This window comes from Streptomyces sp. CA-106110 (assembly GCF_050936285.1).
Lineage (GTDB): Bacteria > Actinomycetota > Actinomycetes > Streptomycetales > Streptomycetaceae > Streptomyces.
Genome location: NZ_JBNJNB010000001.1, coordinates 8,299,909 through 8,314,004, shown reverse-complemented (window position 1 = coordinate 8,314,004; position 14,096 = coordinate 8,299,909). Strand labels below are relative to the sequence as shown.

Sequence of the window (14,096 nt, the reverse complement as noted above, 5' to 3'; positions counted from 1 at the left end):
CCGACTGTCCACGCCGATCCAAAGGAGACCCACGTGCACATCAGAATCATCGGCACCGGCGTGATGGGCCGCGGCATCGCCCAGTGGGCCGCCACCGCCGGTCACACCGTCGAACTGGCCGACGCCCGCAAGGAAGCCGTCCAGGACGCGATCGAATTCGTCCGTCACATGCTCGCGCGGGCCGCGAGCAAGCACCGCATCACACCCGAGGACGCCACGGCCGCGGCCGAGCGGCTGATCCCGCTGGACGAGCCGATGGCACCGGGCCAGGACGTGGATCTGGTCATCGAGGCGGTCCTCGAGGACCTCGACGTCAAAGCGGAGCTGTTCCAGCGGCTCGAGCGGATCCTGCCCGCCCGGACCGTCCTCGCGACGAACACCTCGTCGCTGCCGGTCACCCAGATCGCCGCGCGGCTGTCCGACCCCTCGCGACTGGTCGGGCTGCACTTCTTCAACCCCGTGCCGTTGATGAAGATCGTGGAGGTCATCCCTGGAGAGCTGACCCGCCCGGACATCCCGCCCGCTCTGGTGAAGCTGGTCCAGGAGACCGGGCACCGTGCGGTGACGGTGACCGACACCCCCGGCTTCCTGATCAACCACGCCGGCCGCGGTCTGGCCACCGAGGCATTGGCCCTGCTGGAGGAGTCGGTCGCCGATCCGGTCGGAATCGACCGGATCGCCCGCGACGTACTGGGCCTGCGCATGGGGCCGTTCGAGCTCATGGACCTCACCGGCCTGGACGTATCGGCCGCGGTCATCGACGCGATCTGGCGCGGCTTCCGCTACTCCGACCGGCTCCGGGCCTCCTACCTGACGCCCAACCGGGTCGCGGCCGGGCTGTACGGCCGCAAGACCGGGCGCGGCTTCTACTCGTACGCTCCCGACGCCCCAGCCCCGGCCGAGGAACCGATCACCGGTGATGCCGACCGGCCGGTCCAGGTCGCGGGTGACGGACCGGACGCCGACGCCTTGCGCCAGACCTTGGCCCGGGCCGGCGCCGACCTGTCGGCGTCCGACCGGGCGATCGTCCTGGTTCCCACGTGGGGTACGACCGTGGCCGCCGCGATCTTCGGCGACGGCCTGCCCACCCGGCGTACCCTGGGCATTGACGCTCTGTCGCTCGACACGCCGCGCCGAGTGCTGGCCACGACCCCCGCGGCGGACCCGGATGTGGTGCGCGACGCGCAGGCGGTCCTGACCAGGTCCGGTGCGACCGTCACGGTCGTCCGGGACACCGCGGGATCGGTCGCCCAGCGGCTGCTGTCCTCGATCGTCTCGGTGGCGGCATCCATCGCCGAGCGCTCCATCGCCACCCCCGACGACATCGACGCGGCGGTCACGGCCGGCCTCGGCTACCCGCACGGCCCGCTCGCCTGGGGCGAGCTGATCGGACGGCGGCGACTGCTCACCCTGCAGGAGGGACTCCACCGCACCACGGGTGACCCTCGCCACCGGCCGACCCGCTGGGTCACCGAGCGTGTCCAGCTCGGTCTCCCCCTCACCTTCGGGCATACGGAGAAGTAAGGAGCCCCGGACATGCGCTGGTGGTCGTCGCTGGTCACGATCGGCCGGGAGGGGCTGCGCGTGCAGCAGGTCTTCGCGGCTCCGTCGGCCATCGCGCGGGCCGTACTGGCCGTGCTGCTCGCCACGGTCCTCGGCCGGCTGCTGGACGACCCTGTCGCCGGGGCCATGGCCAGCGTCGGAGCGTTCATCTGCGGCATCGGCACGCTGCTGAGCCCACTGCGGCACCGTGTGGTCAACGCGCTCGGGATGGCCGCGGCCTTCAGCGCGATGGCGGTGCTGGGGGCCCTGGTGCACGACACCACCTGGCTGTTCCTCCTGCTGCTCGCGCTCGCGGCGTTCGCCGCCGGGCTGTGGCGGACGCTGGGCGTCGCGCCCGGCATCCGGGGTTGCCTCACGCTCATCGGGCTGATGATCACGGGTGATCTCGCTCCCGACGTGCACGGCGGCCTGGTGGTCGCCGGGTGGATCGCGACCGGGACCGGACTCGTCGTGGTGGTCCAGCTGCTCCCGCCGTACGGTCCTCGGTTCGCCGCCCAGCGCCGTGCCCTGACGGCTCTGTACCGGGCACTCGCCGAGGCCTCGGTCACGGCGGACTCCGCCGCCCTGGCCCGGTCCGCTCCGTTCACGGCGGCCCGGCAGGCCCTGGACCTGCTGCCGCAGTTCAGCCGACCGCCGGCGGCGGCCATGTTCGGACTGCTGGGAGAGGCCGAGCGCATCCGTCGCGTGCTGCAGACCGTGCGGCTGACGGCACCCACGGAGACAGCGGCCGGGAGCCAGGAAGTACTGGCCGCCGCCGCTCAGGTGCTGGACGGCATCTCCCGTACGGTGGCCTCCGGCCGCGAGCACCGCACCCTCGAGGAGGTCTGGACCGTCCTGGAGTCGTGGGCGGCCGCCTCGCCCGTGCGCAGCGTGCGCGACCTGGCCACGCGGCTGCGGCCGGCCGAGCAGCTGGCCCTGCGCTCGACCGACGACCGCCTCGGCGACGCACTGGAGCCCCACTCCGAGGTGCCCGGCCTGTACGCGGGCACCGCCTCCGCGGCACGCACCGCTCGCCGGATGCGGGCGCAGCTCCATCCGCAGTCGCCGATCTTCCGCCATGCGGTGCGGCTCGCGGTGGGCGTGGGGGTCGCCGAGGTCATCGGCCGGTCGATCGGCGGATGGGGCGGGCTGGGCATCTCCGCGCACGGCTTCTGGGTCGCCCTGACCACCATGCTGGTGCTCTTCCCGGAGTACGGGCACACCATCGCCCGCGGCTGGGGACGGGCGACCGGGGCCGTGCTGGGCGGTCTGCTCGCCTGGGCGCTGTCCCTGCCGCACTGGTCACCCCTCGGCCTTGCGGTCGCGTCGGTGGTGCTGGCGGCGGCCTCGTTCGTGACCCTGCGGACCGGACAGCTGATGCTCAACCTCTGGCTGACCACCTGGATCGTCTTCCTGATCCACCACGTCGGCGGGCTGCCCGGGCCCACGGCGTGGGCACGCGCCGCCGACACCGTGGTCGGCGCCGCGCTCGCCGTACTCATCTTCCTGGTCTGGCCGACCTGGTCCACCCGGCGGCTGCCGGGCCTGCTCGCGGAGTGGCTGCGGGTGCAGGACCGGCTGCTCCCCGAGCTGCTGACCGGCTATGCCGACGTCGGAGCGACCGATCCGGCGGCCGTCGACGAGCTGAGGGCGCGATCACGGCAGGTCAGGGAGCACCTGGAGACCGCGGTGAAGGAGTCGCACGCCGAACCGGCCCAGCGCCACAGTCCCTGGTCGACCGCGCAGCTGGAGCAGATCAGCACCCAGGTGTCCATGGTCGCCGGGTGCGTCACCCTGCTGCACGAACACCTGCCGCGAACTCCGCACGACACCGTGCCGGAGCTGACCGAACTGGCCGATCCGATGCACGAACACCTGTCCGCCCTGGCCCGTGCCGCCGCCGGAGCCGAGCCCGTGGCCCCGGGAGCACTGCGGTCGGTGTTCGACTCCTTCACCGCCCGGTCCGGCCTGCCGGCCGAGCTGTCCTACGGTTCCGACAGAGCCGTGACCAGCCACGCCGTCGCCCTGAGCGCCGCAACCGTCGACGCCGTCGAGGCCCTCACCGCCACCATCGCCTCCCGCCACCGCCCCCGTCGTCACGCGGCAGCCTGAGATTCCGCAGGCCGGTCTTCCGCCTCGGCCGGGCGCTCGAGGGATCGGTGCCGGAGAGCGCCTGGGCGCGCGGCTGGTCCTGTGTGGTCCCCGTGCTTCCCCGCCCGGCCGACGATGCCTGCCTCCTCCGTTTCCGCCCCCCGTAACGGCGGCCGGTGACCATGGCCTCGTGCTCGGTATGCGGCGCCGGCCGGTGGGGACGGGACTACCGAGCGGACACCCAGTACGGCCCCGGAACGAGCGAGGAGCGGGGGACGACCGGCACGGCCATCTCATCGAGGTGGGCGTCCAGGGTCAGCGCCGCGTTGATGATGGCAAGGTGGGTCAACGCCTGGGGGAAGTTCCCCAGTTGTTCGCCGGTCAGCCCGATTTCCTCGGAATACAGTCCGAGATGGTTGGCATACGTGAGCATCCTCTCGAATACGAGCCTGGCTTCTCGAAGACGGCCGGCGAGAGCGAGGGCTTCGACATACCAGAAGGTGCACGCGGAGAAAGTACCTTCGGAACCCCGCAGCCCGTCCGGGGAAGCCGCCACGGCCCCGGCGTTGTTCCGTTACGCCCGACTTCGTAGTAGTTGATCAGATGCCGTAGACGGCGAAGGCGTCGTTGTGGTTGAGGAGATCGCGGCGGGCGTGGGCGATGTTGGCTCGTCCGGCGAGGCGGAACGTGCTGATGCCCAGGTTGCGGAAGCTGGCCAGGGTTCGGGGGGCGGTGCCGGTCCGGACCTGGGAGTTGTCCTCGTGGAAAGTGACGTCCCGCACCCAGTGGATCTTGTTTTCGATGGACCAGTGGGCCCTCTCGTAGTGGTTGAGGTGAGCGGGGCCGGCGAGGTGGGCGGGCATGCTGGTGACGCCGAAGACGATCTCCTTCCCGGTCCAGGTGCCGTCGAGGCCGCCGGTGTCACGGCGCAGGCGGAAGACCTGTCCCGCGCCGGGGAAGAGGGCGTCGTCGGCTTGGGCGGTGCGGATCGTGCGGCGCTCGGTGCGCCCGTGCCCACGGTCGTCCTCGGCCTCGGTGGTCTCGGTCCACTCGGCGTCGGTGCCGGCCAGCAGCGCCTGGGCCGCGGCGCGGGCCAGCGGCTGGTTCCCCTTCAGGATTAGGACGTAGTGGGCGTCGAGCCGGTCCGTGATCAGGCGGGCGGTCTTCTTTGTGGTGTGCAGGGCATCCAGGGTGAACACCCATCCAGGCAAGGCGAGTTGGGTCAGCAGGGTGCGGGCCGCCTCGCCCTCGCCGCGCTTGTCCGGAACCTGGGTCTGGCCGAGGACCGCGCCGCTGGCGTGGGCGACCGCCCCGACCAGGAAGACCCGCCCCGATTCGGTGCGGGCGCCGGTCAGGGCCTTGCCGTCGAAAGCCGCGGCGGGCAGGAGCCCGGCCGGCGCCGGGTGTTCCACGGCCCGCTGGGCGGCGCGGCGCTGTTCGCGCTCGATGGGCCCCGGGGTGCACGGGATCTCGGGCGCCGTTGCGGTTCCGGCCGCGACTTCGGTGACGTAAGCACAGGTCGCCGCGTCCAGGGCGTCGGCGTCCAGGTCGGCGAGCACGCGGCGGAAGGTGCGTTCGCTGGGTACGAGGTACTGGCCGGCCAGCGGGTCGTACCGGGCGCCGATGCGTGCCAGTTTGATCTGCGGGGCGCGGGTGGCCCACTGCCAGATCGCGGTCATGGAGTCGCCGCCGACCACCAGCGTCGCGCACGCAGCCAGCACCAGGATCACCACCAGAGGATGCCGCCGCCCTCGCTCCGCGCGCCGGTCAGGGACCTGGCGCAGCCTGCTGACCAGCGCAGAATCCGCTGCCGCAGGGTCGGCGGCGAGCTCGGCCTCCCACAGCGCGAGGTCGGTGAGCTGGCCAAGGACAGAGCTGATCAGAGAGGATGCGGACACGAGCGCGGCTCCTGAGACGATCTTCTGGCGTAGGAACCTGAAAGGTCATCAGAGGCCGTGCTCGCCTCGCAACTTGCCACCTCACTCCACGGACAAACAACCCAAAACCCATCAACGATCAACTACGCCGGGGCCGTGGGGAAGCCGCCGGATCATAACGGTAGACGAGATTGTCCGACACCAGATCCTTCTTGATCGCGTCCATCGTGGACAACCAGCGGGGGTCGTTGGGGGCGATGAACCCCACCGCCGGCATGACCAAGAGGGAGGAGTCCAGGACGTCACTGCCGAGGTACTGCGTGAACGCGGCGCGCTCCCGACTCCAGCCGCGTTCCATGACCTGCGAATAAACGGCATTGCGGTGGCGGATCCACTCGCTCAGCTCGGCCGGACGGCCTCTGGCGGTCGCCATGCGAATGGCCCGGTCCAAGGCGATCCAGGTCGCGACCCGACCATAAGTGAAGTTCTTGTCCCCACCACGGGTTTCCCATATCCCCGCCTCGGGCCGCTCCCAGTTGTCGCACACCCAGTCCACTATGCGGGTCAGCGCCTGCCAGTTGGCGTAGCTCGTCTGCAGACGGCGCTGGTCGGCGTGTTGGAGGCAGTCCAGCACCGACCCGTAGATGTCGAGTTGCAACTGGTCGGCGGCGCCGTTTCCGATGCGTACCGGAGCGGATGCCCGGTAGCCCTCCCAATGGTCCAGGGTCTCCTCTCCCAGATTCCCCGAGCCGTCCACCCGGTACATGACCTTCAGGGGGTGCCCCCCTTCATTGGCCTGTTCCCGGACGCGGTCGCCCATCCAGTCCGTGAATGCGGCGGCTTCCTCGGTGAAACCCATCCCGAGCAGAGCGTGCAGGGACAAGGTGGTGTCCCGGACCCAGGCGTAGCGGTAGTCCCAGTTGCGCTCGCCGCCGATCTGTTCCGGCAGGCTGGTCGTGGGAGCCGCGATCATGGCCCCGGAGGGGGCGTAGGTCATGAGTTTGAGTGTCATGGCAGAGCGGTTGACCATTTCCCGCCATCGACCTGTGTACCGGGAATGTGCCAACCAGTCGTGCCAGAAGCTGACCGTGCCCTCCAGAAGCCGGTCGCACTCCTCCGGCGGAATGATGCGGGGCGGACCTTCAGGGTCCGTCTCCAGCAGCACCCCGCTGGCACCGCCGGCCCTCAGCCTTGCCGTCAACCGCAGCACACCCTCGCGAATCCGCCCTTCGCCCGCGCACTTGTCGCCGAGCGAATCCACGACGTGTACGGCCAGACGCTCATCTCCGCCGGTGAATTCCCAGCCCTCCGCGGTCGCGGTGACCTCATGCGGTTGCCGTTCATAGTCGAACCGGGGCGCGATCTCGATGTTGAACGCCATTTCGCCCCGCGCGCACCGCAGCAGACGTACCAGCCTGTGGTTCCTCGTCGGCCTGCCCGTCAGCACCGGGGGCATGAAATCGATGACCGCCGCCACGCCTTGTTCGGTGAGGAATCTGGTGACCAGCACGCAGGTGTCCGGAGAATAGTGCTGCCGTTTCGCGTATGTCCCCACCCGAGGACTGATCTTGCAGTAGCCACCAGTCTGATGGTCGAGGAGCGATCCGAAAATACTCGGCGAGTCGTACCGCGGACTGCAGAACCAGTCGATCGTCGCCTCGGAGGAGACCAGTGCGGCCGTCTGCAGGTCACCGATGAGCCCGTGTTCCGATATCGGCGGGTATTCGTCCATAGAGCTTCTCGCCTTCCGACCGGTCGTATCGCCCACCGAGCCCTGTCTGCGTCGGCCCTTCCCCGCTGGTCGTCCGCCACCTGCCCTGCTGCTCGCCGCTGGATGGCGCCCCATGTCCAGACTGCATGCTGTGGACAGGTCCCGCATGATTTGTCGCCCCTTGCCGCGGGAGAGGCAGAACAAGCCCCGGCATCAGGACCGCCGGTGGGCGACGTCGTGGGGTCCGCAACAGATCTCCCATCGACTCAAGGCCGACGCCCCCGACCTTGCCTCCACGCACATCCCGCACGAGGCGACCTCCCGGGCCCTCTGCACCCAGGGACGCCGAACGCTCAAGCGCGGGCTCGTCGCCTGCCTGCGTACCGGGCGTGCGCTGCGGGTGCAGCGAGCAGGCTCCCGACAGCGCGCCAACAGTCACGTCACACCCGACGTCATGATCAGCGAGCGGGCCAGCGGAGACCGGGGACCACGTCCCGAGGTTCTTCCACCCTCCATCGGTGCGCCCACGTGTTCAACGCGCACGCGGACCGTGCGGTGGAAGGTGTTGCGCTCCCCTACTACGCCGCTGCCTCGGAGTTCGCGCGCCCGGGCTCCATGGCTGACGGTGGGTTGCGCGTACCGGGGATGCGTATGACCGCCTCGGTCCCCTGAGCATCGGCGGGTTGCAGCGTCACTGTGCCACCGGCCTGCTGAACAACCTTGGCCACGATGGCGAGGCCCAGACCGCTTCCCGGCAGGCTGCGCGCTGTCGGCGAGCGCCAAAACCGGTCGAACACATGCGGCAACTCGTCGGCGGGAATGCCCGGGCCTTGGTCGCGCACCGTCAGCCGGCCGTCGCTGAGCCGAAGACTCACGATGCCTCCGGCGGGCGAAAACTTGACGGCATTGTCGAGCAGGTTCACCACCGCTCTTTCCAGAGCGGTGGGTTCGGACAACACGTACCACTCATCCAGGTCACTGGTGAACTCGAGTTCACTGCCCCGCAGCTTCACACGCTCCATGGCACGTCTTGCCACTTCGTGCAGGGCGACGACGTGCAGGGATGTCTCGTCCGGTGTGGTGTCCGGCCGGGAAAGCTCCTGCAAGTCGGCTGTGAGGGCCGCGAGTTCTCCCACCTGGGACTCCACGGAGTGAAGCAGGTCATTCATGGCCTTTTCGGGAATATTCCGGCCTGACTTGTGGCTCCTGATCAAGAGTTGGATGTTCGCGCGGAGCGATGTGAGTGGGGTGCGCAACTCGTGTCCGGCATCGGCGATGAGTTGCTGTTGGCGGTCTCGCGACGTCGCGAGAGCCTCGGTCATGTCGTTGAAGCTCTTGGAAAGCCGGGCGATCTCGTCATTGCCGTCGGCAGGTATCCGAACTGTCAGGTCTTGCGTGTGTGCGATGTGCTCCGCGGCATCCGTGAGATGTCCCACCGGCCGCAGGCCGGCACGGCTGATTCCTATCCCGGCCGTGGCCGCGCCGACGACGCCGAGTCCTGCGAAGCCGAGCAGGAAGAGGGCGAGACTGTTCAGGGGCTTGTCCACGACATTGAGGGATTGCGCGATGGATACCGCGTAGTCCCCCGAGAACCGCGGGGGCATATCGGGATGTGTCGTCGAAACACGCATCCTCTGCCCGTCCTGCGACGTGGCGTCATGCACCGCCGACCTGAGCATGCCCCGCGCGACGGCGAGATCGCTCTCATCGACGGCAATCTTCTTGTTGCCAGGAGCGACACATACCGTCCCGTCCGCGGTGATGACCTGCACCACATAGGGCGTGGGCGTTTCGCTGCGTTGGCCCGTGTCCGGCAATTCCGTACCGCACAGACTCAGCAGATCCTGGACATACCCGGGCGATGCCTGCACGCTCTCCAAGTTCGAGTCCAGTTGAGCTGTCAGCTGCTGACGGGTGACGAGCCATGACGCTACTGCGACGGCACTCACCGCTACGGCCACGGCCGCGGCAGCGGACAGTCCCAGTCGCAGCCGCAAGGTCAGACGCCAGAGCGGGCTCTTCATGTCAGTCGTTCCCTCGAGTGTTCACTGCGCGCCCCTTGCCACTCCGAGGCAGGCGCGTTTGCACCATGGCCGCCCACCGGCCCTGGGCACACTGCCCAGACGGCGCACGCACGCCGGCTGCACCGTGCGCTGACCGGCTCCCTCGTCCTATGCCGAGAGTGTGCGACGCGAAAATGAGAGCCATCTGAACGCTCTGGCCCGATGTCCCGCCAGCCCGCCCTCCGAGGAGCTGCAAGATCATCATCAAAGGGATGGCGGCCACTATTGGTTTGTGGACGTGGGCTCGACTTTGCGTGCGAGCAGGTGAATCTCCTGGAACTGCCGACGGTCGGTGGGCTGTGGATTACGAACCATCCGGGCTACCTCGGCCAATCCGGACGTGCGCAGCATCGCGGCGAGGTGATCAGGCGACCACCGATAGGCCGGCGCAACCGCGTGGTCGAAGACCTGTGGCGGGTGAGACGGGTCATCGCCGGCCCAGAAGCCGACCAGAAGATGGCCGCCAGGTGCCAGCACACGATGGAACTCCGCCAAAATGGCGGGGAGTTCTTGCGGTGGAGTGTGGATGATGGACCAACGGGAGAGGACGCCTTCCAGCATTCCGTCGGCGATGTTCAACGCGGCCATCGAGCCCACGTCGAACCGCAGGTCCGGGTAGGCCTGTCGAGCCAACTTGATCATCGCAGGAGAGGCATCCACGCCGAACGCCGCCAGCCCCAACTCGCTCAGGCGAGCGGTGATATGGCCAGGTCCACATCCCAGGTCCGCCACCTGACCGCCGCCACTCGCACTGACGACCTCGGCGAAGGCACTCAAGACTGCGCGATCAAGGGGCCTGCCACGCAGCTCGTCGCGGAACCGCTGCGCATACAAGGAGGCAGCAGCGTCGTAGGCATCACGGGTGGCACTGAGGGCATCATGTCCGACCATGTCCGCGACAATAGTCCTGGCGCTGAGCCCGGCTGCCGTTCCTCCCTCGGCTGCACTCGCCCACGGCGGATCAAGGGACATCCTTCGTCCGACGCTCTTGGTGTCAGCCGCTGATGTCGGACGTCAGTGGGTCGCTTGACGGTGGCCTGGACAGGGAACTGCTTCCCCTACCTCAGGAACGCCGACTTGGACGCTGGGCGACCACGACCAGGTACAAACCGAGGAGGCCGAACGGCATGCCTCCGTAGAACAGCAGGCTGTCACTTCGGGGCCCAGTGATGAAGAGCTGCATGAAGAGGAAGAGACCGAGGGCCAACGCGCCGTAGCCCCACAGACGCGGCCGTGCGATCGACACTCTCCGCACTGGGGGCCGAGCCGTTGTCACGGCAACCAGGCCCGGGGCGAAGCAGAGGACCGCGGCCAAGATCAGAAATATGTCCATGCCGGACTGACATCCCATGGTGAGAACGCGGTGCCGACCAAGTGATCAACCGGCGCGCAGATCATCCTCCTCTGCGAGTGCGCACGCAAGGATCAGGGGCCACGCGTACCTGAGCGCCGCCTTTCCTCTCCCGGCATTCGCCGACCGCGATCCTCGCTCGATCCCGGCTCCGCTCCCGGCCTGCCGTCCCGGTGCTCCAACGGGAACGTGTTGTCCTGGAGCATGAGGGGCCGGCCTGGATGTCAGATGCCCGAAGCCGTCGGGAACATCAAGACGGGTCGCACGTCGGTCGGGATCGGTTCTCCCGTGCCGCGATCTCACGGAACAACGCTGCGAGTTTGTGCAGTTGCTGCTGTCGTGCTTGCTCGGCCTTGCGCCTCGCCTCTCGTGCGTCATCGACGACCCCCCAGGTGCCGCCAAGGCCGACGGCGAACCACACTGCGGCGTGCATGTAGGCGTGCTGGTGCACGCGGTGGATGCCCACGGCGTAGGCGCCGAGGGTGCACAACCGCACAGCCCATCGGTTTATCGCATCGGCCTTCCGCTTGAGCCATCGGTCCCGCGTGGTGCTGTGCCCGCTCAAGTCCTCACCTTGCTTGCTGGTCCTACCGACGGCCGGTAGCGCCGAGCCTATAGACGCTGATCCGCCTCGGACGGCCAGGGGAGGGTCCCGGCGCTCGGTCGTGCAGTACTGCGCCATGGGCGGCTCCGCCTCACAGCACAACCCACACCGGGTCCCACCATGGTTCCCCGGGGTTCCCCGCACGATCGGGCACCCATGCGGCACGGGCACCTTGAACCGGCGCATCTCTCCCAGCGCGGCGATCCTGGGCGCGCCGATCTCGTCGGTGGCCTCGCCCGTCCGGATGACATGCCGCACCGCCTCCACTCGAGCCGTGCCACGCCACCCGAACGCGTCCACGCTTCGCACTTAGGGTCACGCCAGGAGGTAGCGGATGCGAGTGGGGTTGCACGCGCTCGGCATCGGTGACGGTGCCCGTCCGGAGGTCATCCGAGCGGTGGCCACAGCCGCGGAGACGCACGGCTTCGCGAGGCTCTGGTGCGGCGAGCACGTGGTGCTCGTGGATGCGCCCGTCTCCCGCTACCCCTACTCCGCGGACGGCCGGATCGCCGTGCCCTCGGACGCGGACTGGCTGGACCCGCTGCTCGCCCTGAGCTTCGCGGCGGCGGTCACGAGCCGGATCGAACTCGCCACCGGCGTAATCCTGTTGCCTGAGCACAATCCGATCGTGGTCGCCAAACAGGCCGCCACACTCGACGTGCTCTCAGCCGGGCGGTTCAGCCTTGGTGTCGGGGCCGGCTGGTCGGCCGAGGAGTTCGCAGCGCTCGGAGTCCCCTTCGCCGGGCGCGGGCGGCGGACCGAGGAGTACCTCGCCGCGATGCGCACGCTCTGGGCCGAGGACCCGGCCTCCTTCGCGGGGGAGTTCACGCGCTTCGACGCGATCCGGGTCAACCCGAAGCCCCTGCGCGGCGGCCGGCTCCCAGTCATGATCGGCGGCAACAGCGACGCCGCTCTGCGCCGCGCGGTCGCGCTCGCCGACGGCTGGTACGGCTTCAACGTCCCGGCGGCCGACGTCGGCGCGCGCGTCGCCGTCCTCGCCGACGAGTGCGCCCGCCAAGGTCGCGCCTTCGACGAACTCATGGTTGCTGTCGCGTTGAGCGACGGCACACCGGAGCACCTGCCGTCACTCGCCGCAGCAGGCATCGCAGAACTCGTGGTCGTCGGCGCACCCCCGCCGACTCCCGACGCGGCAGCCACCTGGGTCGCGGAACTCGCCCGGACGTGGATTCACGGGAACCAGTGACCGGGGTCGGCTGGGTCACCAGCCACCATGGCCTTCGCTCCCCCGGGCACGCGGAGTCCGATCACGGTTCCAGTCATCGCAAAGGGTGGGCCGGACACGCCTCCCACCGCCTTGCCCGCTGCTTCGAGCGCCGGGCTACCGTCATCGACGCCTTCTTCGACCTCGCCGACACCGTCATCACTGTGCGTGGCCTGATCCGCCAGGCATGGACACATCGCTGGGACGAGTGCCCGAACCCCGTCCGTGACCACACGCCAATCCGCGCGGCCCTCTCAAAGCGGTGTGCCCTTCAGCCGTCCATCCGGGATTGTCCGACCGCAGAGCCTGAGTGCCAGGTCTTCGGCGGCGCCGTGCAGCGCCGGGCCCGATCCGTACGACCAGTCAAGGTCGGTGGCCTGGAAGCTGTGTCCCTCAATGTTGATGCCGAAGTGTGTGTGCACGCCGCCCTCGGTGAGGTCGTTGAGAACGACCCGGATCGTCTCGTCGGGTGAGCGGCGCGGCACCCCGAGCGGTACGGTCACGTCGAGGCCGTGGATCACCACATGATTGAGCGCGCCGTGGTACCCGCCACCCGGCGGCGTCCAGTGGTGCATCACCTCGTCGCGCAGGTTGGCGACGAGCTTGCCAGTCGGTAGTTCGGCGTCCCGGCGGGCGATCCGGTTCGACAAGCGGCTGAAGTCAAAGTCGCAGCGGCGCAACTCGGCCATGAACTCCTCCTCGGAGTACCGGGCCGCCATGGTCATGTGCGCGATGACTTCGCGAACCCGCCACCCCTCGCACAGAGATGGGGTGTCCCACTGCGCATCGGAGGCGAAGCCGAGCAAGTCGGCGAGGGCCGCGAACTCGGCGGCTACAGCAGGTTGCAGAGAGGCGTCATCCGTCAAGGTCATCAACTCCATGCTGCTCGTACGGTCGTCGATCGTCACCAGGTCAGACGAACCACCTGCGCCAAACTCATCGGTCCACGGTGATACAGGTTCATGGAGATCTCCACTGTAGATCGGCAACCCTCCATGTGAGCCCCAGACCAATTCCTGCACCGCAATCTGGGTGCTCTGTGCCCACGGATCCCGGCGACCTCTTTTGGTCCGCACCCTGGGACTTCCACGTGGAGGCGTCTGGGGTCCGAACAGCCGACCATCCGCATCACAGATCCACGCGGGACTCTGTCTCCCGGCTCCCCTGCCGCAACACGACGTGCGCGGGCCTGAACGGCAGACTGCGCAGGGTCGGCTCCATGACCTTGAAGAGCGCTTCTGCGTCCGCGCCGTAGGCGTACACCACGGCTTCGCCACCACCGAACTCGTTACCGTCGACCTCGCCGACTCCCGCCTTCTTGACGGCGACCGCCATGGCCCGCTCAGCGTCGAATATGGCTTCGCGCTCAGCACGTGAGCCGTACTCGTCGTCACTCAGGCGGTAATGGGCGATGACGGCCTGTTCCGACGTCTCCGGTTCGGGGAGCTCAAAGAGTGTGTCCATGAGCGCACGATCCCACCAGCCTCTGACAACGCGCCCTGCCGGACATGCCGTGCCCAGTCCACGCGGTTACCCGAGGCCGCGACCGCCGTCATCGGCAGCGGAGCCGGGAAGCGCGCCTGGCGGAGCGGAGCGCAGCCGGGGCTTGCTGGGGTAGAGAAACTTCCACCGCGC

11 protein-coding genes and 3 pseudogenes are annotated in these 14,096 nt (G+C 68.8%); 5 read left to right on the top strand and 9 right to left on the bottom strand.

From position 1 onward, the window contains the following. Positions 1-33 precede the first annotated feature (33 nt). Positions 34-1,524, top strand: coding sequence for a 3-hydroxyacyl-CoA dehydrogenase (locus ACQEXA_RS38325; protein WP_433132310.1), 1,491 nt, complete (start codon positions 34-36; stop codon positions 1,522-1,524). 12 nt (positions 1,525-1,536) lie between these two features. Beyond that, on the top strand, positions 1,537-3,654 hold the full coding sequence (locus ACQEXA_RS38320; protein WP_432927184.1) for an FUSC family protein: 2,118 nt from the start codon (positions 1,537-1,539) through the stop codon (positions 3,652-3,654). A 205-nt stretch (positions 3,655-3,859) separates the two neighbouring features. Here the strand turns inward: ACQEXA_RS38320 and ACQEXA_RS38315 are convergent. The 3 genes and pseudogenes from ACQEXA_RS38315 to ACQEXA_RS38305 all read right to left on the bottom strand — a co-directional run. After that, positions 3,860-4,183, bottom strand: a pseudogene (locus ACQEXA_RS38315) (glycoside hydrolase family 15 protein); the annotation flags it as partial. A 49-nt stretch (positions 4,184-4,232) separates the two neighbouring features. Then, positions 4,233-5,531, bottom strand: a complete 1,299-nt coding sequence (locus ACQEXA_RS38310; protein ID WP_433132308.1) for an ISAs1 family transposase — start codon at positions 5,529-5,531, stop codon at positions 4,233-4,235. A 118-nt stretch (positions 5,532-5,649) separates the two neighbouring features. Further along, positions 5,650-7,242 (bottom strand): glycoside hydrolase family 15 protein, encoded by a 1,593-nt coding sequence (locus ACQEXA_RS38305; RefSeq protein ID WP_432927188.1) that lies wholly within the window; start codon positions 7,240-7,242, stop codon positions 5,650-5,652. A 175-nt stretch (positions 7,243-7,417) separates the two neighbouring features. Between ACQEXA_RS38305 and ACQEXA_RS38300 the strand changes: the two are divergent. Further along, positions 7,418-7,690, top strand: a pseudogene (locus ACQEXA_RS38300) (IS30 family transposase); the annotation flags it as partial. Between the two features lie 109 nt (positions 7,691-7,799). Here the strand turns inward: ACQEXA_RS38300 and ACQEXA_RS38295 are convergent. From ACQEXA_RS38295 to ACQEXA_RS38280, 4 genes are all read right to left on the bottom strand, one after another. Continuing rightward, on the bottom strand, positions 7,800-9,245 hold the full coding sequence (locus ACQEXA_RS38295) for a sensor histidine kinase (protein WP_432927190.1): 1,446 nt from the start codon (positions 9,243-9,245) through the stop codon (positions 7,800-7,802). Between the two features lie 261 nt (positions 9,246-9,506). Next, positions 9,507-10,175 carry a class I SAM-dependent methyltransferase gene (locus ACQEXA_RS38290; protein WP_432927192.1) on the bottom strand — a complete coding sequence of 223 codons (669 nt, stop codon included), beginning with the start codon at positions 10,173-10,175 and terminating at the stop codon, positions 9,507-9,509. Between the two features lie 172 nt (positions 10,176-10,347). Next, positions 10,348-10,530, bottom strand: coding sequence for a hypothetical protein (locus ACQEXA_RS38285; protein ID WP_432927194.1), 183 nt, complete (start codon positions 10,528-10,530; stop codon positions 10,348-10,350). 355 nt (positions 10,531-10,885) lie between these two features. Beyond that, positions 10,886-11,200: a hypothetical protein gene (locus tag ACQEXA_RS38280; RefSeq protein ID WP_432927195.1), complete on the bottom strand. Its 315-nt coding sequence runs from the start codon at positions 11,198-11,200 to the stop codon at positions 10,886-10,888. A gap of 373 nt (positions 11,201-11,573) precedes the next feature. On the opposite strand from ACQEXA_RS38280, the gene ACQEXA_RS38275 reads away from it, so the two are divergent. Together ACQEXA_RS38275 and ACQEXA_RS38270 are read left to right on the top strand one after the other, a co-directional pair. Beyond that, positions 11,574-12,443: an LLM class F420-dependent oxidoreductase gene (locus ACQEXA_RS38275; protein WP_432927197.1), complete on the top strand. Its 870-nt coding sequence runs from the start codon at positions 11,574-11,576 to the stop codon at positions 12,441-12,443. A gap of 95 nt (positions 12,444-12,538) precedes the next feature. Next, positions 12,539-12,676, top strand: a pseudogene (locus tag ACQEXA_RS38270) (IS5/IS1182 family transposase); the annotation flags it as partial. A gap of 39 nt (positions 12,677-12,715) precedes the next feature. Here the strand turns inward: ACQEXA_RS38270 and ACQEXA_RS38265 are convergent. Both ACQEXA_RS38265 and ACQEXA_RS38260 read right to left on the bottom strand, forming a co-directional pair. Beyond that, positions 12,716-13,483, bottom strand: a complete 768-nt coding sequence (locus tag ACQEXA_RS38265; protein ID WP_432927199.1) for a maleylpyruvate isomerase family mycothiol-dependent enzyme — start codon at positions 13,481-13,483, stop codon at positions 12,716-12,718. Between the two features lie 106 nt (positions 13,484-13,589). After that, a complete protein-coding gene (locus ACQEXA_RS38260) occupies positions 13,590-13,925 on the bottom strand; it encodes a hypothetical protein (RefSeq protein WP_432927201.1) in 336 nt (111 codons plus the stop codon). Positions 13,926-14,096: the final 171 nt, after the last annotated feature.